Raw genomic sequence first — 24,378 nt, 5'->3', positions numbered from 1 at the left:
ATGTCTATTTTTTAAATGGCAGGTATACTTCAAATTTTGTGCCTTTTCCAAGGCTACTATCAACACTAACATGTCCACCGTGAGCATCGGCAATTCTTTTTACGTAGGATAAACCTAAGCCAAAGCCTTTCACATCGTGAACATTTCCAGTGTGTACTCTAAAGAAACGTTCGAAAACCATTTTTTGATCTTCTTTTGATATTCCAATACCATTATCGGTAATCGCTACCACAATTCCTTTATCTTTATTTCTTGTACTAATACTTATCTCAGGTGTATCTTTACTGTATTTAATGGCATTGTCAATAAGGTTTGAAATAAGGTTACCTATATGAATTTCATCTAGCATAACAAGATCTTCACTAGCATCCAGATGCTGGTATGTATTCCCCTTTTTATCTTCAACTCTAATTGTGAAGTTAGGCATTAGATTCTCAATTATATGATGAAGATTAATAGCTTTCAATTTTAATTTCAAACGGCCTTCGTTAAAAATAGCCATTTGCAGCACCTTCTCCACTTGGTAAGTTAATCTTCGACTTTCATCATTTATGATTTTAGCCATTTGATTAATACTCGTTGGAGTTGTTGTTATTGAGTTGTCTCTAAGCATTTGTGATGCTAGTGATATCGTCGATATAGGTGTTTTAAACTCATGTGTCATGTTATTAATAAAGTCGTTCTTTATTTTAGATAGACGCTTCTGTCTGAATATAATAAAGACAGTAAGGGCACAACACATTATCAGAATAAGAGATAATACTAAAGATGGTATTAGCATGGTATATGACTGAATAATATATTCATGCATGCCAGGGAAAAAGATGAATAACTCGTGTGTGTTTTTGTATTTGTCGTTGGGGAATAGTTGTACGAAATATGCTTCCTTATTCTTGTGAATAAAATAATTTGATGATTTCTTTTCAAACTTATTCTCGGATTTAACTGCATATTCAAAATCTAGTTTTATTCCATTGCTAAGCAGTTTTTCCTTAATTAATTTCTGAATGGTATTTAAGTTAACACGCCTTTTAAGAGGCATTGCTTGACGGGCCAAGCGAGATATTTCAAATTGATAACCCATTCTACTATTCGGGTATCTGGACCTGGTTTTTATTAAATTGTTTAAACTTTTTGCATCGAGTTGGTTTGCTTTTTTATAGCCGCCTTTATCTTGGTAATTACTCGCTTTGGATGACGTGTTTTGCCCTGGTCTTTGAGGTAATTCAATATTATAACGATACGCATTTATCGTTTCTGTAATGTTTGCATTCTTATTTAATTGGGGAGTGTTACCTTCTAGAATACTATTCGTTTCGTCATCATATTCCATTTTCTCAACAACTTGGTCGAGAGCTTTACTTACAGTAAGTATAAACTGGTCTTCTTTTATTTTAGCTGTAGACTGATAGTATTTGATCTGAATGAAGATCATACCGCATAAGGATATTGCCAAAACGATTGTTACTAACCAAATGTATTTTTTACTCATGAATACAAATATAGAAAAATACTCATGCGCTTATTCATGCTTAACAATCTTTAACGGAGGAAGAAAGCTTTGAAGTATATCTGATCTATAAATTTTTATTGTCTTTTCTTTAAAAGGCGATTTTTTTTAACATTGATAAATTATAGAGAAATCGTTTTTTCCCTATCAATACGTAAGAGTAAATCGTTGAGTGTTTGTGTTGTTTGTTAATATAAATTAGATTATTTGTTCAAATATCTTAGCTTGATTGATAATATGTTATAGGACATTTTATCTTATTTTTCATCATTATAATGTTGAATTCAATTTATAGATCTTATTTTTGCCCACGAAGATTGAATCCTTGGAATCAGTCTTCAAATTTTGGTTAATAGTTAGAAGAAAGGATGGTTGTGGTTACCATCCTTTTTCTTTTCCACCAGTTGAATAAAATCAAATTAGTAGTTCAACCAAAATAAGTTCCTCCTTCATTTTTATTCTAGGTCTGAAAATAACTTAATTAATGCTAAATTTTTAGAAAGTTATATTTATTTCCAATGTCTTCCCCGTTCGTAAACTGCAGTTGTTCATGTGTATATGCTTGTTTTTGATTTGCGTATTGCAATCTTGAAAAGGAGAAATCTTATCAATCGTTAAATAATATTTGAAGCTAGATAATTTTGTTTATTTTTGAGATCTATTCTAGAAATATTAATAGTGTTGATACTCAGTTGGATTTGTATGATACTTGTATGTAATATAGAAGAATGGAGAAGTAATCAGTTTTGGAAACACATATCAAATGAAGTATCTTTTTTCTTTACTCACTTTAGTATTTGCTTTTTGTATCACATCACTAAATGCACAAGTGTATGATTCAAATCAGAGTGTTGATACTCTGGGGCAGCATATTCAGGACACTATTCGTATTAAAAATATAAAATTTTACGAAGGAGATATTGAGTTCTTAGAGAGATTAAGACAAAATGAAGAGGGGCAGGGACAAGTGAAAATTGTTCAAGATTACCGAATTGATGATTTGTTAAAAATTGACAGAACTGAAAATTCAGAGGCACCAGGTTTCTTCGGATGGAGAATACAGGTTTTTTCTGGAGGTGGTAGAGATAAAGCAAAAGCTATTGCCATAAAAGATGAGCTGGAAGGTAAATTTCCCAATGAAAGAGTTTATCTTAAATACCGTGCACCAAACTTGCGAGTTCTCATAGGGAATTTTAGAAGTAATTTTGATGCTGTTTATTTATATAAGAAATGCTTAAAAAAATATCCCAATTGCTACATTAGGAGAGACCAGATAGATTTGATTGACCTAGAAGTAGAATTGAAAATTCAGATTGAAGAAATAGAATAATATTGAACTGCTTGGATAATTCTAAGCGGTTTTTTTATTGAAAAAATAGTAAAGGAAATTGTAAATTTACCTTTCGAAGATAAGGAAATACTAAATAACCATTATAATAAATCGAAATGAGTGATCAACTTAAACACGAGTGCGGAATAGCTTTAGTCCGTTTGCGTAAGCCTCTTGAGTATTATCAGGAAAAGTATGGGACTTGGCAATATGGAATTCAGAAGCTTTGTCTTTTGATGGAGAAGCAGCACAATAGAGGACAAGAAGGAGCAGGAGCCGCTAGTATCAAAATCGATCAAAAGCCAGGAACGAAATATATTCATCGTCATCGTTCAAATGGGAATCAGCCAATAAAAGATGTTTTTGATAGTATTTATGGCGATTTGGCAACAAAAAGAGAAGCTAATCCAGAACAATTTGAGGATGCAAAATGGGCTAAAGAGAATGTACCTTTTGCTGGTGAAGTTTATTTAGGTCACCTCCGTTACGGAACATTCGGTCGTAATAGTATCGATTTTGTTCATCCTGTAAAGCGTGAAAATAATTGGCGTTCTCGTAACCTTGTATTAGCAGGTAACTTTAACTTGACTAATGTTGATGAACTTTTTGATCTATTGGTTTCTTTAGGTCAAAGTCCTACTGATTATACCGATACAGTAACTATTCTTGAAAAAGTTGGTCATTATCTTGATGAAGAAAACCAACTTAAATTCAGACAATATAAAAATGAAGGCTTTACCTCTCAAGAAATATCGCCTTTAATCGAGAATAATCTCGATGTACAGAAAGTACTTTCTAATGCTTCTCGTGATTGGGATGGTGGATATGCTATTGCCGGTATGTTTGGACATGGCGATTCTTTTGTAATGCGTGACCCTTGGGGAATTCGTCCAGCTTACTATTATCAAGATGATGAAATTTTAGTTGTAGCATCAGAGCGTCCAGTTATCCAAACAGCTTTAAATGTTAAAGCTGATGATATTAAGGAAATCGGACCAGGTAATGCTGTGATTATTAGCAAGAATGGTGATATTAAAGAAGTTCCTGTTCGTGTAGCAGAGAAAAGAAGCTCATGTTCATTCGAGAGAATATATTTCTCAAGAGGATCTGATAAAGATATTTATTTAGAGAGAAAAAAATTAGGCCAATTATTGACTCCAGCTATTCTTGAGAGCATCGATAATGATATTGCGAACTCTGTTTTCTCATTTATCCCTAATACGGCAGAAACTGCTTTTTATGGTATGATGGAAGGTGTTCGAAATCACCTGCAAGAAGATAAAAAACGTAAGATTCATGAACTGAATGGTGAGTGGACTGAAGAGAAGTTGCAAGAGATTATTTCTGTTGAGCCTCGCGTTGAGAAAATCGCAGTTAAGGATGTTAAGCTAAGAACATTTATATCAGGAGATGAAGGTCGTGATGATCTAGTTGGTCACGTTTACGATGTAACTTATGGCATTGTTCGTAACGGTGTTGATAACCTTGTTATAATTGATGATTCAATTGTACGTGGAACAACTCTTAAGAAAAGTATCCTTAGAATTTTAGATAGACTTCATCCTAAGAAAATTGTTGTTGTGTCTTCTGCACCTCAAATTCGTTACCCAGACTGTTATGGTATTGATATGACGAGAATGGGTGATTTCTGTGCTTTTAATGCAGCTATTGCATTGCTTAAGGAGAGAAACATGGAGAGTTTAATAGAAGATGTTTATCAGAAGTGCAAGGCTCAGGAGAATTTACCTAAGGAAGAGGTGATGAACTATGTAACTGAGATTTACAAACCATTTACTCCAGAAGAGATTTCGGATAAAATTTCGGTGCAATTGACACCAGAAGATATGAATGCTGAGGTTAAGATTGTATTCCAAACTGTAGAGAATTTACATGCAGCTTGTCCTGAAAATAATGGTGACTGGTATTTTACTGGTAATTATCCAACTCCAGGAGGAAACAAGGTTGTGAATACATCATTTATCAACTATGTTGAAGGAAATACAAAAAGAGCTTATTAATCTTTGAGCTTAAATAATATAAAAAAAAAGTCATCCTATTGGATGACTTTTTTTTTGGTCAATACAAATTGACTAATGTCTTTTTTTGAATAAATGAAAATTCGTTTTAGGGAAACGTATTTTCAAGAAGTTCAGATATGAAGAGATGTGGCGTTCAACTTTATTCTCATATACATCTTCGATTGTAATCATGATACTCGTTTCTTCAACGTCCCCAAAATGAGTATTCACGGCTGTCCCAAAACTTCTCATAGATGGAGATAGACCCATGTATGCATTAATAAGTGGAGGGATATTCGCTCCATTTTCGCGTACGATTCTAGATAGAATCTTATAGTTTTCTTTGAAATCGACACCATTATATGTTGCATCCATTGCGGCTGTATCGGCATCCGTCTTTAGAGGGTTCAATGGCCAAGCAAGTTTGTCAGGATCATTGAACATACGGTTCATAAAATATAGAATGTGATTGCGAGCCTCGATGTTAAAATGAGGATACATAGTCACTTTTCCAAAGAAATATTTGATTTCAGGGTATTCAACAATTAAAGCTCCAAGTCCATCCCATAAGTTGTCTAGCGCATAAAGACTCTTTCTTCCTTTTAATATTGATTGGTACTCTGGCTGAACAAATGAACGACCAAGTTCAATCATATTAGGGATATATTTTGATTTGAATTCATCTGAAAAATCAAATAATCTTGATGTAGCTAATTGTAAATCACCTTGCTCATTGGTATGTGCATCCTTACAGATAATATAACGATAACCTCCTAATATTTCCTTTGCACTTGGGTCCCATACAATTAGTTGATGATAAGGTCTTTCATCTAAATCGTAATGATCAATATCTGTTTCTTTACCAGTTCCACCACCAGCTTTTCTAAATGTAATTTCACGTAAACGTCCTACCTCGCGCATTAAGTTTGGCGAGTTATGGTGAGTAAAACAATAAATCTCGTTCGATCCCTTATTGGTCTTTCTTACAAATCGATCCTCGGTTAGTTCTTTCTCAAGGAGCTCTTTATCTACTGGTGGGATAATATCTTTCATTTGTTTTCTTTTTTAGATGGCGACAATTCTTTAATCCTCGAATTAAGAATATTGAGATTCGCTTGTGGTGTAATTCTAGCAATATAAGTGAAAATATGGATATCTCCATAGCTAATTTTACCTATTGGCTATTATAAGATTATAAAATCCTTGCAAATATAGTGCTTATTATGGATTTGTATATTAAGATAGTTAGTCAGCAAGATCGTAACATTGCTTGTTAATTTTTTCAGCCCATTGATTATGAGTTAAACTACGATCAAGACTTTCGAATGGGATAGGATCCCCAATTGTAATTTTGAATTGTTTACCTCTTTGTTTGAATAGTTCGTTTACCAGATACAACATTTCGATATTAGCTTTTAGACCAATAAACTTTCTAAAATTGGATAAGTTGTAAAAGAAATTTGAATTTCGACCACTGATGTGTATAGGTACAATATCGCGTTGATGTTTCTTGGCTTTTACGATAAAGCTCTTTTTCCACTCTAAATCTTTAATGACTCCCTTTTGTTTTCTAGAAACTAATCCTGCAGGGAAAGTTAGAATAGAAGAATCAGAAGCATAAGCAGATTCAATAATTTGTGCTGCTTCTTTGGCCTGGCCTCCGTGTTTATTTATAGGAACAAACACCTGCCCCATATTTTTAATATTCATCAGAAGATCGTTAACCAAGAACCGAATTGTTTTGAAATGCTTTCCAAAAAGACTGATTAGAATAAGTCCATCTGGCCCACCAAGGGGATGATTTGCGACTAAAAGGTAGCGCTTATTTTTATCGAGTTTATCTAGTCCATGAATATCATAGGTAATCGATAATTCATCTAAAACGGCTTGAGAAAAATCGATGCCTTGCTTTTGATGATTTTTAGAAAGAAAGGCATTCAGTTCATCCTGATGGATGATGCGTTTTAAGTATGAAATAATAAAGCCAGGGATTAATTTAGCGACCTTTTCGCTTTTACTGGCAAATACTTGTTTGAGATCTATCTTCTGAAAATCCTGAGATTTTGATTGGTCTTGCATTTGAAATAATTCTAAAAATAAGGCTTAGTTATGACTTATTTTGACTTCATGTTGATCAATAAATACTTGAATTAAACCCATTAAAGCCAATTGTGGCCTAAATATCGGAATTTTATATTGACTTCCTTAAAAAACAGAGCCTCATTCAATATAAAAGTACACCAAGTGCCTTTTTTTTAGTTTTAATGTTTGTGTTTACTGAGTCTATATCAAGAGAATTTGCGAGTCTTCAATTGTCATTCAGCTAATAAGATCTATATTTGCGCGTTAAACAAAAAACAATACGTCTTCCTTCAGGATTCTTGAGTGTTGACATTAAGGATAATTGAAAAAACAATGAACAAAAGCAATAAAAAACTATTCATGGAGACCTATGGTTGCCAAATGAATGTTGCCGATAGTGAAGTCGTCGCTGCCATAATGGAACACGATGGTTTCGAGAGAACCAATGAGCGAACTGAGGCTGATGTGATTTTGGTAAATACATGTTCGGTGCGTGAGAATGCTGAGCAAAGAGTTCGTGGAAGAGTTCAAGGTTTTAGTGTGTTGAAAAAGAAGAATCCTAAGCTCTTAGTAGGGATAATTGGTTGTATGGCTGAACGTCTGGGAGAGAAGCTCTTTGAGCAGGAAAAAAATGTAAACATTGTTGTTGGACCTGATGCTTATATGGATTTACCTTTGTTAGTAAAGAAAGCTGAGAAGGGGGAAAAGGCCATTAACATCGATTTATCATTAACAGAAACTTATAAGGATATTTGTCCATCTCGTATTGATGAAACAGCAATTTCTGGTTTTGTTTCAATTATGAGAGGCTGTAATAATTTTTGTACTTATTGTATCGTACCATACACTCGAGGAAGAGAACGTAGTCGTAGTTTTGAAAGTATATTGAAAGAAGTACACGATTTGGCTTCAAGAGGCTATAAGGAGGTTACTTTGTTGGGACAGAATGTAAATTCGTACCATTTCAATAATTCGATCTCGGAAATTACTTTCCCTGAGCTTTTAGATATGGTAGCTAAAGCAGAACCCAATATGCGTATTCGTTTTGCAACCTCTCATCCTAAAGATATGAGTGATGATACACTTAAAGTGATGGCTGCCAATCTAAATATTTGTAGAAGCATTCACTTGCCTGTTCAGTCGGGTAGCAACGAGGTTCTTAAAAATATGCGTCGTAAATACACTCGCGAATGGTATATGGATCGTGTTGAAGCTATCCGAAAATATATTCCAGATTGTGGCTTAACGTCTGATGTTTTTGTTGGATTTCATAATGAAACAGAAGAGGAGTTCCAAGAAACATTAGAATTGATGAGGTGGGCCAATTACGATTATTCTTATATGTTTAAATATTCGGAACGTCCAGGAACATTTGCTTATAAAAATCTGAAGGATAATATTCCAGAGGATGTGAAATCGAAGCGTTTGGATGAAATGATTGCCTTACAAAGACAACTCTCTTTAGAAAGTAATCAGCGAGATATTGGAAAAACCTTTGAAATTTTAATTGAAGGCACCTCTAAGAAATCTGATCAGGAAATGTACGGACGAAGTTCACAGAACAAAGCCTTTGTTTTGCCTAAGAAGGATCTGAAAATTGGTGATTTTGTAAAGGTGAAAGCAGTTAGCTGTACATCAGCTACACTAATTGGTGAGATAAGCGAATAAAGCTTGTACTAGACTATAGTGAAAGAGGCTGTCAATTCTAATTGACAGCCTCTTTTGTGTATTGTTATTGCTTACTTAAGCAAGTAATGCTTTTACCTTGTCAGCGATAGTTTTACCATCAGCACGACCAGCTAGTTCTTTTGATGCCATACCTACAACTTTACCCATATCTTTGATTGAGCTAGCTCCAGTTTTTTCAACCAAACCCTTAATGGCAGCAGTTAGTTCTTCATCGCTAATTTGTGCAGGCAAGTAAACTTCGATAAAAGACATCTCTTTTAACTCAACATCAGCTAATTCTTGGCGGCCAGCAGCAATAAAGGTATCTGCTGAATCTTTTCTTTGCTTAGCAAGCTTCTGTACAATTTTAAGTGCATCAGAATCAGCAATCTCAGTACTACCAGTTTTAGTCATTTCAAGCATAAAGGCTGCTTTTACTGCTCTAATAGCTTGTAGTTTTTCTTTGTCTTTGGCTTTCATTGCAGCCTTTATATCGCCGTTTATTTGTTCTAATAAAGTCATGATGTATGAGATTATTGTATAAACCCGAGTCAGAAGATGGATTTATACAGATTTGTATTAATTATCAAAATCATCTAAGTTGAAGTGAACCACATTAGATGTTTTTTGAGTTTCAGTTCGATTTAAATTGATTTGTTTGCGCTTGTATGCTGGAATTTCTTCGTTCTCTTGAATTTCAGCTTCATTCATATTGCTGGCATCCAGTTTTTTATTTAGCTCAACTTCTGGCTCTGGCATTGGATCTAATTCCAATTGCAATTTTTGAGTTTCAGTTACTTTAGCTGGACCTTTTCCGCCTTTGAAAGCACTTGGTTTGTTAACAGCAGCTTGCTTAGGTAGTGGATCGTAGTTTTCAGAATCTTCATGCTCAAAACCTGTAGCAATTATGGTCACAGAAATTTTATTTTCTAAAGCTTCATCCTGACCAGTACCCCAAATAATATTTCCACTATCTCCAACAGCTTCATAGACATAATCGGTGATTTCACCGACTTCATCCATAGTCACTTCTTCGGTTCCAGATGTGATATTAAGAAGAATAGATTTTGCTCCACGAACATCGTTATTGTCAAGAAGAGGAGAGGTTAGTGCCTCTCGAATAGCCGTTACGGCTCTTCCTTCACCTTCTGCACTTGCCGATCCCATAACAGCAACACCACTATTTGTCATCACGGTTTTAACATCTTCGAAGTCAACGTTGATATAACCATGTAGTGTTATAATCTCAGCAATCCCTTTTGCCGCAGTGGCTAAAACATCATCAGCTTTTGAGAATGCTGTTGATAGTTTAAGATCGCCATATATTTCAGAAAGTTTACCATTATCGATCACAAGAAGAGAATCGACACTTTCTTTAAGTTTTCTAATACCTTCTACTGCCTGATTGATACGTTGTCTTCCCTCAAAACGGAAAGGGATGGTTACAATACCAACAGTAAGAATATTCATGTCTTTTGCAGCCTTAGCAATGATAGGAGCAGCACCCGTTCCGGTTCCTCCACCCATTCCAGCAGTAATAAATACCATTTTAGTATTATCCTCTAATACTGCCGTAACATCATCTAAGTTTTCTATAGCTGATTGCTCACCTTTCTCAGGCTTATTACCAGCTCCACGTCCTTCTGTTAAAGATTCTCCAAGTTGAATTTTCTTTGGCACATTGCTTTTTGCTAATGCTTGTGCATCTGTATTACAGATGATAAAATCAACATCTTTGATGCCTTGCTTATACATGTAGTTAACAGCATTGCCTCCACCACCACCAACTCCAATTACTTTAATAATTGAAGGTTCGTTTTCTATCAAGCCAAAATCCATTAATTCCTCGCTCATTAATTCTATTATATTTATCCTTTTGTTGGATGTGTGTGATTGTATTCTAAAGTAACTAAGCTTTTTGCGCTGCAAATTTAATGCTTAATTAATTACGATTGTATATTTCATCTGGATTTTCTAGATGAAATTTAACTTAAGTGAGAGAATTACTATATCTAAACGTATAATTTACATTGAAGTGTCTTCCGTATCGAATAAAGAACCTAAAGTATCTTTAAACCAACCTGATTTTTTGTTTTTCTTCACCTCCTTAGGCTGAGGAGCAACAAAAGAATTAGCCGATTTACTTTCGTGGGCCTTTTCTTCAATATCGTCTACGATCTCTTCTTCATCAAAAGGTTCTTCAAACATTTCTGTCTGACTGACACTTTTCATTTTAGGAGCAGTCGTTTTTCTTTTTGAGTTATTGGCTTCAGCTTCCAGCATTTCTGGATTTTCAATTATTAATTCAAGCTGAGGTTCTTTATTTTGTTCATGTTGGCGAGGCTGAATATTTAGTTCAGGAATTGGATTATCTGTAAAGCCTGTTGCTATAATAGTTACACTCAATTCATCATTGCATGATTCACTATAACCATTCCCCCATATAATACTAACATCGTTTCCTACAACTGCCTGAACGTATTCCGTAATTTCAGTTACCTCCATCATGGTTGCTTCTTCGCTACCTGATATGATATTAAGTAGGATATTGCGTGCACCATAGATATTATTGCTGTTTAATAATGGTGAATTAAGAGCTTGCTTAATTGCTTTAATTGCTCTGTCTTCACCAGCTAAACTAGCTGATCCCATAATGGCAACTCCCGAGTTACGCATCACTGTTTCTACATCAGCAAAGTCGACATTTACATAGCCATGAACTGTGATGATTTCGGCGATAGATTTCGCAGCAATTGATAACACACTATCAGCTTGAGCAAAAGCTTCTGAAAGCTTTAAGTCGCCAAACATGCTTCTTAATTTTTCATTGTTGATGATCAATAAAGCATCTACGTGTTTCTCTAAATTCTCAATTCCTTCAAGAGCTTGCTGAACACGACGTTTCCCCTCGAAAAGGAAAGGAATGGTGACTATGCCCACAGTTAGGATGTCTTTTTCTTTTGCAAGCTCAGCGATTACAGGTGCTGCACCTGTACCCGTACCACCACCCATACCAGCTGTGATGAAAATCATCTTGGTCTTTTCTCCAAGAAGTTTATTAACTTCATCTATGCTTTCTATAGCTGACTGACGACCTTTCTCAGGCTTATTACCTGCGCCACGACCTTCTGTTAAACTTTTCCCTAATTGGATTTTTAAAGGAATAGGGCTATCAACTAAAGCCTGAGAGTCGGTATTGCATATTACAAAGCCAACATCTTTTATACCTTCCTTATACATGTGATTGACAGCGTTACTTCCACCGCCTCCAACACCAATAACTTTGATCATTGATTCTTCTTTAGTTTCGAAATCAACAGGTAGTAATTCGTCAATCATAATTTAGGGTTTATAGTGTTTTTAATAGTATACAAATTGATGAGACTTGAATTTGATATGAATATCTAGGGGAATTCAATACTATCATAAATTTGTCAGTCTAATTTTAATATTAGTTATCGAAGAGAGTTTCAAAGAAACGTTTGATGCCCCTCTTTCTTGTTTTAGTATTTATTTGGTGTGATACACCATCGCTTGGCTTATGCTGAAGTTTGTTTAATCCATTTAAAAGTAAACCGATACTTGTTGCATACATTGGAATGTTAATAGCTTCATCAACCTTGATCATAGCTGAAGCATTGGGATAACCAATTCTAACATCTACACCTAATTTTTCCTTTGTTAAGATATCAAGGTTCTTAAGCATGGCACCACCACCAGTCAGCACAACTCCTGCACCTAGTTTGTCTCCATAAGGTGTCATGTCAATTTGATATTTTACACGATCTAAGATTTCTTCCATACGGCACTGAATAATCTGTGCGACGGTTTTAAATGCAATCTCTTTGGGATCCCATCCTCCTGTTTGTGGAATATTTACGACCTTGTCGCTATCTGCTAATTGCTCAACAGCTTCGCCAAACTGAACTTTTAAAGCTTCAGCTTGTTTTAGTAAAAGATGACATCCTTCTTTAATATCCTTGGTAACCACATCGCCTCCAAAAGGAATGACAGCTGTATGACGAAGAACACCATCGAAATAAAGTGTGATATCTGAGGTTCCTCCACCTATATCAACAAGTACAACTCCAGCTTCTTTTTCTTCATGAGTAAGAACTGCAAGAGAAGAAGCTAAAGGTTCAAGAACCAGCTCTTCAATATCAATATCAACTGCTTTTACGCAGTTTTCTATATTTCTGGCTGATGCTGTTCTTCCAATAATAATATTAAAATTGCCATCAAGTCTGCGTCCAGCCATCCCAAGAGGGTCGGTAATGCCTTTATCTTTATCAACCACGTAGTCTTGTGGGATAACGTGAAGAATTTGCTCGCCAACTTGAATAGGAATTCTGAAATTCTCTTTTAGAATTGTATCAATATCTTCCTGTGTAATAATTTCAGAACCGTTTTGAATGTATTTAAACTGACGGTTTTTTAAGCTTCTAATATGTTGTCCGGCAATACCAACGTATGCCTTATCGATTTTAATATTCGTATTCTCTTCTAATTTTTTCACCACCTCACGAATGGCTTCAATTGTTTGGTTAATATTTTGGATAACTCCTTTAACCACACCTGTCGATTTGGTTTTTTCCAGTCCAAGTATTTGAAGTTCTCCGTTGGATGTAACTTTCCCCGCTATGGCAACAATTTTAGTTGTACCAATATCTATAGCCGCTATGATTTCGTTTGTGTTGATCATCCTATTATCTTTTTGTACATACGACCTGATTCTCGTATTTCAAATTTATCTTTTTGTATTTGTTCCAACCCATTGTTGAAAACCCATCTTTGTATAATGCATAGAGCTTGTCAAATTTCCTTTCGAAATTATCAATTTTCCCCATCTCAATTTTCTGCCCGCCTACTCTAGGTATTAAAATGTATTCATTATTCGAATCTACATAGATTTGATTGATTTGCGAAGACCAAAATTCATCTTTTGTGATAAAATTTACCAGTGGCATTAAATCTGTTTCAATCGTCTTGTCTTTTATGTGGCCAGAAACAACCAAAACCCTCGACGTGTAGTTCGAAGACAGCGGCATTCGCCTACCTTCTTCATCAATATAAAACCCTTTCCCCTTTAATAATCGAACAATAGGTTTACGTTGCTCAATTTCAATATGCAAATTGCCTCTAAGTGAGGTGAAAACTTCCGTGTTTTTTACTGACGGAATTTTATTGATTATTTGTTCTAATTTTTCCTTATTGATACTCGTTGTATACTTCCCAATAATATCTGGATGATTCTTTAATACGAGATTCTTAATCTCAGAATCGGAAATGAAATGCGTGTTTAAGCTATCAGTAATACTGATATCAATACCTGTAACCAGTATGGCATCACTTTTCTTATTCACAAAGGCGAAAGTGAAAATGATGTAGGCAAATAATGCCGTAGTGATTAATATGGGCTTGATCTTTTTTGTCATTTTATTTTTTGATTCAATACCTGTTCTATTGGTTCCACCAATTTATCAATATCACCTGCTCCCAAAGTTAACAATACTTCTATTTTGCTTTGTTTAATTTGGTCAATTAATTCATCCTTTGAACATAGTCGGCCTTTGCTTTTCATTTTGCTTAGAATCAAATTAGAATCAACACCTTCAATAGGTAATTCCCTAGCAGGATAAATATCTAATAAAATAAGTTCGTCAAGTAAATCTAAACTTTCGGCAAAACCATCGGCAAAATCGCGTGTTCTGGTATAGAGATGAGGTTGGAAAATTCCCGTTATCTTTTTATCAGGATAAATGGCTTTAACCGATGAAATACTTTCCCATAGTTCTTTAGGGTGGTGAGCATAATCATCAATAAAAATCAAATTATCACTTTTAATTCGATAGTCGAATCTTCTGCGAACACCGATGAAACTATTTAGTGCTAAACGAAGTTCTTCCTGGCTGATTCCACAGATTAAAGCCACAGCACTAGCGGCAATTGCATTCTCAACATTTATTCGACCCGGATATGAAAGTTTTAACCCTTCAATGCAACCCTTAGGATGTACCAAATCAAATTGATATAAGCCTTGAACTAGCTTAAGGTTTTTTGCATAGAAATCAGCTTCTTCATCTAAGGAATATGAATAAAGGTTGATGTCAGAAGGGTTTAGATCTAAACCTTTTTTATAGACTAAATGGCCACCTTTTTTTATCTGTCTGACGTAATCTTGAAATGTCTTTTCCAGTTCCTCTTTTCTACCATATATGTCCAAATGATCCGCATCCATTGATGTTACAACAGCGACTTGTGGGTGAAGTTGAAGGAATGATCTGTCAAATTCATCAGCTTCTAAAACCACCCATGGACTCGTTTTTGACAGGAGTAGATTGGTGTTGTAATTTCTTGCAATACCACCTAAAAAAGCATTGCAATCTAGAGCTGAAGTTTTGAATATATGAGCTGTTAGACTCGATACAGTTGTTTTCCCATGTGTGCCGGCAATACCAATTCCATTCAACGGATCAGATAAGAATCCCAAAACCTGAGCTCTTTTCATCAAAAGGAAATCCTCGTTTTTGAAAAAAGACAATTGCTCATGATTTGAAGGAATAGCAGGCGTATAAACCACTAGAGTTTCACTTTTATTGAGATAAATCTCTGGAATTATATCAACACCATCTTTGAAAATAATATCAATACCTTCTTTTTCTAACTCCCCAGTAAGCAAAGTTTGTGTCTTGTCGTAACCAGACACGTTTTTTCCAATAGCTTTGAAATATCGTGCAATAGCACTCATTCCAATACCTCCAATTCCTACAAAATAGATGTTTTTAAAATCCTCTATATTCATCATTTCCTTGCCTATATGTGAATCAATTTAAGTATTCAAAACTTAAACTTATCGCTTAATCATTTTTAATATTTCATCTGCAATTTCATCTGCAGCATTCGGTTTTGCCAATAGGGCAATATTCTTTTCAAGCTTTTCCATCTCAGAATCGTTGTCTAATAGCAATAAGGCTTCTTTAACCAATCTTTCTTTCGATTCAATATCAGGAATCATCATGGCTGCATTTTGATTAACAAGAGCCATAGCATTTTTAGTTTGATGATCTTCTGAAACGTTTGGTGATGGAACCAGAATACAAGCTTTCTCCACCAAACAAAGTTCAGAAATAGTTCCTGCTCCAGCTCTTGAAATAACAAGATCAGATGCAGCGTAAGCCAAATCCATTCGAGCTAAGAAGTCTGAAACTTGTACGTTGTCAATATTGGCTTTAGCAAGTTTCTCCTTCATCTCTGTATGGTAGAATTTACCACATTGCCATATGACTTGGATAGCCTTGTCTTTGAAGGCTTCAATGTTTTCTATAATACTATTATTAATGGTTCTTGCTCCTAAACTTCCTCCAATAACCAATAGTGTCTTTTTGTTTGGATCGAGATTGAAAAAAATCTGAGCTTCTGCTCTTAGATCCTCTAATTGTGTTAGATCTTTTCTGACAGGATTCCCAGTCAACAAGATTTTATCAGCAGGGAAAAAACGTTCCATACCTTGATAAGCCACACAAATTTTGTTTGCCTTCTTTGCTAACAGTTTATTAGTGATTCCTGCATATGAATTCTGTTCTTGAATCAATGATGGAATACCCATTTTGTTTGCCGCATGCAATAAAGGACCACTGGCATAACCACCCACTCCAACTACAGCATCAGGTTTAAATTCTTTTATAATCTTTTTAGCCTTGCGAAGACTTTTGAATAGTCGAGATAAAAATTTCAGATTTTCTTTGCTGAAATTTCTTTGTAAGCCTCTGATGGGGAGTCCAATGATTTTGTAACCAGCAGCAGGAACTTTTTCCATTTCCATTTTACCATCGGCACCCACAAATAAAATTTCTATATCGTCTTGTTTAGCTTTTAGGGCATTGGCAATCGAAATCGCTGGAAAGATATGCCCTCCAGTTCCACCTCCACTAACTATTATTTTAATCTTCTGCATGGTTTAAATCTTCTTGTTCTTTAACTTCTCGGCTCACACTTAAAATCATCCCCAAGGCTGCACTGGTAAAAAACAGTGAGGTTCCTCCCATGCTGACCAGAGGCAGCGGTTGACCTGTAACAGGAATTAAATTGACGGAAACAGCCATATTTGTTAATGCCTGTGCAACGATACTTAAACTTAATCCAATGACGAGAAAGGCGGGGAAAGTCCTATCACATTTCCGAACTATGGAGCCAGCCCGATAGATTAGGAAGAGATAGAGTGCAAGAATTCCAAATCCACCAAACCATCCTAATTCTTCAAGTATAATTGCATAAATAAAATCGGAGTAGGGATGAGGTAAGAAATTTCGTTGATTACTGTTACCAGGGCCTTTACCTATTATGCCACCAGAAACGACGGCTATTTTTGCCTGATCGACTTGATAGTTACGGTCGTTGTCAGTTTTTTTATCGCCTATGCCAGCGAAGTTCAGAATTCGATTTCTGACGGTATGAATACGTCCAAAACTATCAGGTAAGAATGGTGCTATTATAAGTAAGACGATGATAAGTCCTAAACCTGCTCCCATAGTACCAAGAAGGTATTTGGCTGCAATTCTACCAATAAACATGAGCATCAGGCAAATGCCCCCAAGGAGTGCAGAAGTCGAAAAGTCATCGAGAAAAATAATGCCACACACCACAGCAACTGCTGCAATTATTTTCAAGAAAGCTTCTTTTTCACATTCTTTATCTGTCTGAAACTTAGATAGTATTCGTGAGACGAATAGAATTAATGCCAGTTTTGCTAATTCAGAAGGCTGAAAGTTCATGCCAGTTCCTGGAATTGCGATCCATCTAGATGCCTGATTTAGATTAACCCCAACAATTTTGGCTAATAATAACATGCCTATAGCTATGACTAAACCCATATTGGCCCAGCTAGAATAGTATTTGTATGGTATTTTGTGGGTGACCCAAATAATGCCATAGCAAAACAGTAACAAACCTAATTGCTTGATGAGAAAATAGGACGTATTTCCTCCTTTGACCTTATAAGCTAAGGTTCCAGTTGAACTGTAGACTACTAAAAGGGAAATGATGGATAATAGAAATATGATGATCCATATTACCTTATCGCCTTGTAATTTATAATTGCTGATAAATCGTCCCATTTAATTCTTGCTATAATTTTTGCACTTCTTCTTTAAATTGATTGCCTCTGTCTTCGTAATTTTTAAACAGATCGAAACTTGCACAAGCAGGAGATAATAAGACCGTAGCTTCCTCATCTGCTAATTCAAATGCTTTTATTACGGCATCTGGCATTGATTCTGTGTCTACAATTGTATCGATAACACCATCAAATGCCTGGTGGATTTTTGAATTGTCAACACCTAAACAGACAATTGCTTTCACCTTATCTTTCACTAATGCCATCAATTCAGAATAGTCATTGCCTTTATCAACACCACCTACAATCCAAACCGTTTCGTCGTCCATGCTTTCCAGAGCATACCAAGTTGAATTGATGTTTGTTGCTTTTGAATCGTTTATAAATTCAACACCACGAATATTTGTTAATTTCTCCAGACGGTGTTCCACGCCTTTAAAATCACTAAGACTCTCTCGGATGACTTCCTTACGAATGCCTAAAATACTTCCTGCAATTCCTGCAGCCATTGAGTTGTATGTGTTGTGCTTCCCTTTTAAGGAAAGGTCTTTCTGTTTCATATTAAGATTGATGTTCTCATTCTTAATCATTAAATCTTCATCTTTCAAACTTGCCCCCTTTGGTAAACATTCATAAATACTAAATGGATGTTTTTGAACCTGAATTGATATTTGTTTTAACTCTTTTGTTATGATATCGTCATCATGACAGAAAATGAAAGCATCATTCTCAGTCTGATTCTGAATGATTCTGAATTTAGAATCAATATAATTCTCCATCTTATAATCGTATCGATCCAGATGGTCAGGAGTGATGTTCATTAAAATGGCAATATCAGCTTTGAATTGCTGCATGCCATCAAGTTGGAAACTGCTCAACTCAACCACATAGTGACTATAATCATTCTCGGCTACCTGTCGAGCCAAACTATGGCCAATATTACCAGCCAAGCCCACATTGATACCTGCTTTTTTCAACATGTGATAAATAAGCAGCGTTGTTGTGGTTTTTCCATTACTACCAGTGATGCAAATCATTTTAGCATCTGAGTAGCGTCCTGCAAATTCAATTTCAGAAATAACAGGAATATTTAAGCTGTTTAGTTTTTTTATGAGTGGAGCCGTTTCAGGAATACCTGGGCTTTTAATGACCTCGATAGCCTCAATAATGCGTTTCTCGCTATGTTTGCCTTCTTCGAAAGAAATTTCGTATTCATTCAGAATTTTGCTATAGTTTGATGTGATTTGTCCCTTATCTGAAACAAATACATTAAAGCCTTTACTTTTAGCTAATATAGCTGCACCAACACCACTTTCTCCAGCACCTAAAACAACTATGTTTTTCTGACTATTCATTTATCTGATTTTAAGGGTCACAATAGTGATAATTGCTAATAAAATACCGATAATCCAAAATCGAGTTACAATTTTAGCTTCAGGATATCCCTTTAATTGATAATGGTGGTGAAGAGGTGCCATTCTGAATATTCGACGACCTACACCGTATCTTTTTCTTGTATACTTAAACCATGAAACTTGCATCATAACAGAAAGATTTTCTACCAAGAAAATACCGCAGAGTACAGGTATTAATAGCTCTTTATGAATGATAATTGCTAAAACGGCAATAATTCCTCCCAATGAAAGACTTCCTGTATCTCCCATGAAGACTTGTGCAGGATAAGAGTTGTACCAGAGAAAACCAATAGTAGACCCAATAAATGCAGCGATATAAACAACCAGCTCACCAGAGTGAGGAATATACATGATGTTTAGATAACTTGCATAAACTAAGTGACCAGATAGGTAGGCAAGAATACCAAGTGTGGCACCTATGATGGCTGATGTTCCCGTTGCGAGTCCGTCTAGTCCATCTGTCATATTTGCGCCATTGGAAACGGCCGTTACGATAAATATGGTGACAATAATAAAGAGTATCCATGCAAGAATTGATGAATATTCGCCTCCAAAACGAACAAGGCTTTCGTAATCGAACTCATTGTTCTTAAAGAATGGAATCGTTGTTTTGGTAGATTTAATATCTTTTGTCATTGCTGTTGCATCAGCTCTATCAGCAACAAAGCCTTCATCAACTATTTCTGTTTGTGTTCCGATGTCATAAATATTGGCTCTTTCACGAATAACCACATCATCGTTCATATATAGAGTTAAGCCTACAATTAAACCTAAACCTACTTGTCCTGCAATCTTGAATCGTCCCTTTAAGCCTTCTTTATCCTTCTTGAAGACTTTAATGTAATCGTCAATGAAGCCAATCAATCCTAACCAGACAGTTGTGATAATCATCAGGATAATATAGATGTTATCGAGTTTGGCGAATAACAAAACAGGAACGAGAATAGAAATTAGAATAATGATCCCACCCATTGTAGGTGTTCCTTTTTTCTCGATTTGTCCTGCAAGACCAAGATCTCTTACAATCTCACCAATTTGTTGTTTTTGCAGATAATAAATGATTTTTTTTCCAAATACAGTGGCAATTAAGAGTGATGTAATGATACTCAATGCAGCACGAAATGAAATGTAATCAAACATCCCAGCTCCTGGGAAATCCAATTCATGTAGGTATTTAAATAGATAGTACAACATGCTTATTGATTGAATATTTCGTTAATAATTTCTTTATCGTCAAAGTGATGTTTCACACCCTTAATTTCTTGGTAATCCTCGTGGCCCTTACCAGCAATAAGAATGATGTCATCCTTTTTTGCTAACATGATAGCAGTGCGAATAGCCTCTTTTCTATCTGTAATAGCTAGTACCTTTCTAAGATTATTAGCAGAAATACCTTCTCTCATTTCTGTAATGATGGTTTCTGGATTTTCAGAACGTGGATTGTCGGATGTCAAAATCACCTTATCACTATATTCAGCACTAACTTTTCCCATCAAAGGACGTTTGGTCTTGTCTCTGTCGCCTCCAGCACCAACAACTGTAATCACCGTTTCGTTTCTAGTACGAAGTTGATCGATTGTAAGTAAGACATTCTTTAATGCATCAGGTGTGTGCGCATAATCCACAATAGCCATAATACCATCGGGAGAGATAATGCTTTCGAAACGTCCCGCAACAGATTGCAGCTCGCTCATTTTCATAAGAACCTCGTCTTTCGACTGATCAAGAAGTCTTGCAGTACCGTAGACAGCTAGTAAGTTATGAGCATTGAAATCGCCAATGAAATTTGTCCACAATTCAATGCCATCCATTTCCAGAAGCATGCCATTGAAATGTTTTTCAAGAGTTTGACAGCGGTAGTCCGCGAAAGCTCTTGTTGAATAACTGAACTTATGTGCTTTGGTATTTTGCAAAATGATCTTTCCATTTTTATCATCCGCATTGGTGATAGCAAATGATGTTTTGGCCAACTGATCGAAAAAGCCTTTTTTTGCTCTTAAGTAGGCATCAAAAGTTTTGTGATAGTCTAAATGATCATGAGTTAGGTTAGTAAAAATACCACCTTTAAAATTTAAAGCCCTTGTTCTGTGCTGATCAACTGCATGAGAGCTAACCTCCATAAAACAATATTCACAGCCCTCTTCAACCATCTCGTTTAAAAGTTTCGAGATTTGGATGGCATCAGGTGTTGTATGCGTGGATTTAACTTCTTTTGTATCGATATAATTGGTAACAGTTGAAAGTAGCCCGACTTTATATCCCAGCTTTCTGAACAATTCATAAAGTAGGCTGGCAATTGTTGTTTTTCCATTGGTACCCGTAACCCCAACAAGTTTGAGTTGGTCCGATGGAGAATCGAAATAATTGTGAGCCAAAGTAGAAAGTGCTTTCGAAGTGTTTTCTACTTTAATATAACTGATATTTGGAATAATATTTTCAGGTAGACGTTCACACAAAATTGCATTGGCGCCTTGTTCTATAGCCTTTGATATAAAATCATGACCATCTGATTGTGTGCCAACCTGTGCAATGAAAAAATCACCGTCTCCAACTTTTCTTGAATCGAAATGAATGTTGTTAACCTCTATATTGAGCTCACCCACACTTTCGAGTATGTCGATGGATCTTAACAGATCCGTTATGTTTTTAGTCATCTTAATCATTTCTTATATATGATATCAGTCTTTGCCATTTTTAAAATCACGATCCTAATATGATTTTTTAGGATAGTTCAATTTGAATCTTATTGCCAGATCGAAAATTTGAACCTGGACGAAGAGATTGTTTCTTTACAGAACCAAAGCCCTTGACTTTCACTTTCAGGCCTGCATTCTCTAATATGTATAGAGCATCTTGTAGTCCCATCCCTTTTACGTTGGGGACTAAATGATTGTTTACCGTTCTATTTTTGTATTTGATTATAGAATCTTGACGCGATGTTAAAACCCAATCGCTATAAACTTCACGATCATCAGTTGATACATCAAGTTCTTTAAAGACCTTATCCAAATCGTCCTTATTACCATTCAATGAAATAGGGACTTTTATTTCACAAAGTTGTTCGTGCTGCTTTGGCGGATGCATGGCATAAGTCATGGCATAAACTTTATCAGCAATTGTTTTGAAAACAGGTCCAGCAACTTGGTTTCCATAGAAACCTTTCTTCTTATCAGGGCTGTTGATCACAACGACACAAGAGTACTTTGGAGCATCAGCAGGAAAGTAGCCAGCAAAGGAAGCTTGATAAACTTTGTGACCATATCCTTTGTTTTTGTCAGCTATTTGAGCTGTTCCTGTTTTGCCAGCAATGCTATAACTTGAATTTCTTAGATTTCTTGCTGTACCTCTCAGAACGACACCTTCAAGCATCGATTTAACTTTACGAAGTGTTTCTCTTGAGCAGAGACTATTTTTTAGAACCTCTTCATCGAAATGCTTTAATACTTTTCCATGATATCTAATCTCCTGAACAAACATAGGTTTCATCATTTTACCATTATTGGCAATGGCATTATAAAAGCTCAATGTTTGAAGAGGTGTTTGTTGTACCTCATAGCCAATGGACATCCAGGGAAGTGAAATACCTGACCAGCCTTCTTCGCCAGGAAATTTAATTTTAGGTTGACCTTCACCTTTAATATCCAATTCTAAGGTTTTGTTCAGCCTGAAATGGTATAAACGATTAATAAAATCTCGAGGTCTGTCTTTGTAAAATTGATTGACGAGTTTTGATATTCCTACATTCGACGATTTTTCGAAGGCTTGTTGTACGCTTATTTTACCATAGCCACCAATGTGTGAATCACGCATTTTATCTCTATAAAAGCGATGAACACCATTGCCTGTGTCGATTGAATCTGTAGGTTCAACATAGCCATCTTCAAGCAAAGCCATCATAGATGCTAACTTGAATGTTGAGCCGGGTTCTGTCGCTTCGCCAACAGCATAATTGTAAATTTCTAGATAGCGGTTTTTCTTTCTATCAAATCCTAAATTGGCTATTGCTTTTATTGCTCCCGTTTCAACCTCCATCAGTATTGCTGTTCCATGATCAGCATGATAAGCTTGTAACTGTTGTAAAAGGGCTGTTTGTGCAACATCCTGAAAGTTGACATCAATAGTTGTGATGATATCGTTACCATCTTTAGGATCAGCTTGATTAACAGGTAGCCATTTGCCTGACATTTTTTGCATCATGGAAATGCCGTCGATTCCTTTTAGTTCATTTTCAAATAAACCTTCAAGCCCGACTTTACCTATAAGTTCGTTGCCATTTCCTTTATTCAAATAACCAATTGTACGACTAGCAAGGTTTTTATGTGGTTGAACGCGTTTGCTTTCTTGTAAGCAGATTAAGCCACCTTTATTGGATGATAATCTGAAGAGAGGAAAGGTTTTAATTTGTTTGAGCTCATTGTAATTAACCTTTCTGTGGTTAACGAGTACGTATCGATTTCTTTTGGAATGGAATTTGGCATCCCATAGCTGGCGATGATAAGCTGAACGACTTTTATCTTTGAAAAATTTAGATAAACAAAGCGCTAAAGAATCTACATTTTTCTTGAAAATATCATTCGTTAAACCAGGAGCCTGGAAATCCATTCGCAACTCATAGTATGGGATAGAGCTAGCTAAAAGACGACCGTCAGCTGCACAGATATCACCTCTGTTTGCATAAACAGTAATATCTTTTTTGCTGATAGATTGTGCACGGCCTCTCCATTCATCTCCTTCGAAAACTTGCAGGTAAACAACTCGGCTAACCACACAGAATGCGAAAAGTACAATTAGAGTGTAACAGACGCCCACTCGCCACATGATGTCGTTTTTTATTTGCACAGTTTATTTTTCTAAATAGATTTTTACTGGAGGTTCTGTTGATTCAATTAAATCAAGGCCCTCTTTTTCTACTCTTTTTACAACTTCTGACTGTTTACTCATGTACATCAAATCTGATGCAGTTGTTATAGACTCAAAACGAAGTTCTTTTAACTCTTTTTCAAGGCTTATCATATCACGATAAACACGTTCAGAATGATATCGGTTACTGATGTAATAGATACACAGGATAGCAATGAAAAGTATGAATGGAAGATGGTATACAACCACATCCTTAGACAAGACGCTACCCGAAATGATATCTTTAAAAGAACCCGAGGGGGTCTCTTTAATTTCTTCTTTAGGGTTTATGAAGTCCTTATATTTTCGTTTGAATCCAAACATTCTATTTCAATTTGAATGGT

19 protein-coding genes are annotated in these 24,378 nt (G+C 35.6%); 3 read left to right on the top strand and 16 right to left on the bottom strand.

The features are described from left to right. Nucleotides 1–4 precede the first annotated feature (4 nt). Nucleotides 5–1,492 (bottom strand): sensor histidine kinase, encoded by a 1,488-nt coding sequence (locus ACXR6G_RS16090; protein WP_458362469.1) that lies wholly within the window; start codon nt 1,490–1,492, stop codon nt 5–7. 781 nt (nt 1,493–2,273) lie between these two features. Here ACXR6G_RS16090 and ACXR6G_RS16085 point away from each other — a divergent pair. Together ACXR6G_RS16085 and ACXR6G_RS16080 are read left to right on the top strand one after the other, a co-directional pair. Continuing rightward, nucleotides 2,274–2,840: a hypothetical protein gene (locus ACXR6G_RS16085; RefSeq protein WP_458362468.1), complete on the top strand. Its 567-nt coding sequence runs from the start codon at nt 2,274–2,276 to the stop codon at nt 2,838–2,840. Between the two features lie 116 nt (nt 2,841–2,956). Then, entirely contained in the window at nt 2,957–4,858 is a 1,902-nt protein-coding gene (locus ACXR6G_RS16080) for an amidophosphoribosyltransferase (RefSeq protein ID WP_458362467.1), read from the top strand. Nucleotides 4,859–4,930: 72 nt separating this feature from the next. On the opposite strand, the gene ACXR6G_RS16075 is transcribed toward ACXR6G_RS16080, so the two are convergent. Next, on the bottom strand, nt 4,931–5,911 hold the full coding sequence (locus ACXR6G_RS16075; RefSeq protein WP_458362466.1) for a GNAT family N-acetyltransferase: 981 nt from the start codon (nt 5,909–5,911) through the stop codon (nt 4,931–4,933). A gap of 192 nt (nt 5,912–6,103) precedes the next feature. After that, the gene (locus ACXR6G_RS16070; protein WP_458362465.1) at nt 6,104–6,937 is read right to left on the bottom strand and encodes a 1-acyl-sn-glycerol-3-phosphate acyltransferase; all 834 of its coding nucleotides are present in this window, start codon (nt 6,935–6,937) and stop codon (nt 6,104–6,106) included. Nucleotides 6,938–7,273: 336 nt separating this feature from the next. On the opposite strand from ACXR6G_RS16070, the gene miaB reads away from it, so the two are divergent. Then, nucleotides 7,274–8,608 (top strand): tRNA (N6-isopentenyl adenosine(37)-C2)-methylthiotransferase MiaB, encoded by a 1,335-nt coding sequence (miaB, locus tag ACXR6G_RS16065; RefSeq protein WP_458362464.1) that lies wholly within the window; start codon nt 7,274–7,276, stop codon nt 8,606–8,608. Between the two features lie 75 nt (nt 8,609–8,683). On the opposite strand, the gene ACXR6G_RS16060 is transcribed toward miaB, so the two are convergent. From ACXR6G_RS16060 to ACXR6G_RS16000, 13 genes are all read right to left on the bottom strand, one after another. Then, nucleotides 8,684–9,130, bottom strand: a complete 447-nt coding sequence (locus ACXR6G_RS16060) for a GatB/YqeY domain-containing protein (protein ID WP_458362463.1) — start codon at nt 9,128–9,130, stop codon at nt 8,684–8,686. A 57-nt stretch (nt 9,131–9,187) separates the two neighbouring features. Then, complete coding sequence (gene ftsZ, locus ACXR6G_RS16055) at nt 9,188–10,462, bottom strand: cell division protein FtsZ (protein WP_458362462.1); 1,275 nt, start codon at nt 10,460–10,462, stop codon at nt 9,188–9,190. A gap of 171 nt (nt 10,463–10,633) precedes the next feature. Then, nucleotides 10,634–11,947: a cell division protein FtsZ gene (gene ftsZ / locus ACXR6G_RS16050; protein ID WP_458362461.1), complete on the bottom strand. Its 1,314-nt coding sequence runs from the start codon at nt 11,945–11,947 to the stop codon at nt 10,634–10,636. Between the two features lie 112 nt (nt 11,948–12,059). Next, nucleotides 12,060–13,310 carry a cell division protein FtsA gene (gene ftsA, locus ACXR6G_RS16045; protein WP_458362460.1) on the bottom strand — a complete coding sequence of 417 codons (1,251 nt, stop codon included), beginning with the start codon at nt 13,308–13,310 and terminating at the stop codon, nt 12,060–12,062. 4 nt (nt 13,311–13,314) lie between these two features. Then, a complete protein-coding gene (locus tag ACXR6G_RS16040; protein WP_458362459.1) occupies nt 13,315–14,043 on the bottom strand; it encodes a cell division protein FtsQ/DivIB in 729 nt (242 codons plus the stop codon). Further along, nucleotides 14,040–15,413: a UDP-N-acetylmuramate--L-alanine ligase gene (gene murC / locus ACXR6G_RS16035; RefSeq protein ID WP_458362458.1), complete on the bottom strand. Its 1,374-nt coding sequence runs from the start codon at nt 15,411–15,413 to the stop codon at nt 14,040–14,042. Before murC ends, ACXR6G_RS16040 begins: the two co-directional genes overlap by 4 nt. Nucleotides 15,414–15,458: 45 nt before the next feature. Then, complete coding sequence (gene murG / locus ACXR6G_RS16030) at nt 15,459–16,562, bottom strand: undecaprenyldiphospho-muramoylpentapeptide beta-N-acetylglucosaminyltransferase (protein ID WP_458362457.1); 1,104 nt, start codon at nt 16,560–16,562, stop codon at nt 15,459–15,461. Beyond that, nucleotides 16,549–17,721 carry an FtsW/RodA/SpoVE family cell cycle protein gene (locus tag ACXR6G_RS16025; protein WP_458362456.1) on the bottom strand — a complete coding sequence of 391 codons (1,173 nt, stop codon included), beginning with the start codon at nt 17,719–17,721 and terminating at the stop codon, nt 16,549–16,551. Before ACXR6G_RS16025 ends, murG begins: the two co-directional genes overlap by 14 nt. Before the next feature lie 10 nt (nt 17,722–17,731). Next, a complete protein-coding gene (gene murD, locus ACXR6G_RS16020) occupies nt 17,732–19,075 on the bottom strand; it encodes a UDP-N-acetylmuramoyl-L-alanine--D-glutamate ligase (RefSeq protein WP_458362455.1) in 1,344 nt (447 codons plus the stop codon). Further along, the gene (mraY, locus tag ACXR6G_RS16015; protein ID WP_458362454.1) at nt 19,076–20,329 is read right to left on the bottom strand and encodes a phospho-N-acetylmuramoyl-pentapeptide-transferase; all 1,254 of its coding nucleotides are present in this window, start codon (nt 20,327–20,329) and stop codon (nt 19,076–19,078) included. A gap of 2 nt (nt 20,330–20,331) precedes the next feature. Further along, nucleotides 20,332–21,789, bottom strand: coding sequence for a UDP-N-acetylmuramoyl-L-alanyl-D-glutamate--2,6-diaminopimelate ligase (locus ACXR6G_RS16010; RefSeq protein WP_458362453.1), 1,458 nt, complete (start codon nt 21,787–21,789; stop codon nt 20,332–20,334). 67 nt (nt 21,790–21,856) lie between these two features. Continuing rightward, nucleotides 21,857–23,974 carry a penicillin-binding transpeptidase domain-containing protein gene (locus ACXR6G_RS16005; RefSeq protein ID WP_458362452.1) on the bottom strand — a complete coding sequence of 706 codons (2,118 nt, stop codon included), beginning with the start codon at nt 23,972–23,974 and terminating at the stop codon, nt 21,857–21,859. Nucleotides 23,975–23,977: 3 nt separating this feature from the next. Next, nucleotides 23,978–24,358, bottom strand: a complete 381-nt coding sequence (locus tag ACXR6G_RS16000) for an FtsL-like putative cell division protein (RefSeq protein WP_458362451.1) — start codon at nt 24,356–24,358, stop codon at nt 23,978–23,980. Nucleotides 24,359–24,378 lie beyond the last annotated feature (20 nt).

It is taken from the genome of Ancylomarina sp. YFZ004 (genome assembly GCF_054254355.1).
This window is presented reverse-complemented; position numbering and strand designations above follow the sequence as displayed.

Bases quoted from the DNA above. Each gene is read 5' to 3' on its own strand.
- ACXR6G_RS16090 (WP_458362469.1), bottom strand. From the start codon at position 1,492: ATGAGTAAAAAATACATTTGGTTAGTAACAATCGTTTTGGCAATATCC.
- ACXR6G_RS16085 (WP_458362468.1), top strand. From the start codon at position 2,274: ATGAAGTATCTTTTTTCTTTACTCACTTTAGTATTTGCTTTTTGTATC.
- ACXR6G_RS16080 (WP_458362467.1), top strand. From the start codon at position 2,957: ATGAGTGATCAACTTAAACACGAGTGCGGAATAGCTTTAGTCCGTTTG.
- ACXR6G_RS16075 (WP_458362466.1), bottom strand. From the start codon at position 5,911: ATGAAAGATATTATCCCACCAGTAGATAAAGAGCTCCTTGAGAAAGAA.
- ACXR6G_RS16070 (WP_458362465.1), bottom strand. From the start codon at position 6,937: ATGCAAGACCAATCAAAATCTCAGGATTTTCAGAAGATAGATCTCAAA.
- miaB (WP_458362464.1), top strand. From the start codon at position 7,274: ATGAACAAAAGCAATAAAAAACTATTCATGGAGACCTATGGTTGCCAA.
- ACXR6G_RS16060 (WP_458362463.1), bottom strand. From the start codon at position 9,130: ATGACTTTATTAGAACAAATAAACGGCGATATAAAGGCTGCAATGAAA.
- ftsZ (WP_458362462.1), bottom strand. From the start codon at position 10,462: ATGAGCGAGGAATTAATGGATTTTGGCTTGATAGAAAACGAACCTTCA.
- ftsZ (WP_458362461.1), bottom strand. From the start codon at position 11,947: ATGATTGACGAATTACTACCTGTTGATTTCGAAACTAAAGAAGAATCA.
- ftsA (WP_458362460.1), bottom strand. From the start codon at position 13,310: ATGATCAACACAAACGAAATCATAGCGGCTATAGATATTGGTACAACT.
- ACXR6G_RS16040 (WP_458362459.1), bottom strand. From the start codon at position 14,043: ATGACAAAAAAGATCAAGCCCATATTAATCACTACGGCATTATTTGCC.
- murC (WP_458362458.1), bottom strand. From the start codon at position 15,413: ATGATGAATATAGAGGATTTTAAAAACATCTATTTTGTAGGAATTGGA.
- murG (WP_458362457.1), bottom strand. From the start codon at position 16,562: ATGCAGAAGATTAAAATAATAGTTAGTGGAGGTGGAACTGGAGGGCAT.
- ACXR6G_RS16025 (WP_458362456.1), bottom strand. From the start codon at position 17,721: ATGGGACGATTTATCAGCAATTATAAATTACAAGGCGATAAGGTAATA.
- murD (WP_458362455.1), bottom strand. From the start codon at position 19,075: ATGAATAGTCAGAAAAACATAGTTGTTTTAGGTGCTGGAGAAAGTGGT.
- mraY (WP_458362454.1), bottom strand. From the start codon at position 20,329: ATGTTGTACTATCTATTTAAATACCTACATGAATTGGATTTCCCAGGA.
- ACXR6G_RS16010 (WP_458362453.1), bottom strand. From the start codon at position 21,789: ATGACTAAAAACATAACGGATCTGTTAAGATCCATCGACATACTCGAA.
- ACXR6G_RS16000 (WP_458362451.1), bottom strand. From the start codon at position 24,358: ATGTTTGGATTCAAACGAAAATATAAGGACTTCATAAACCCTAAAGAA.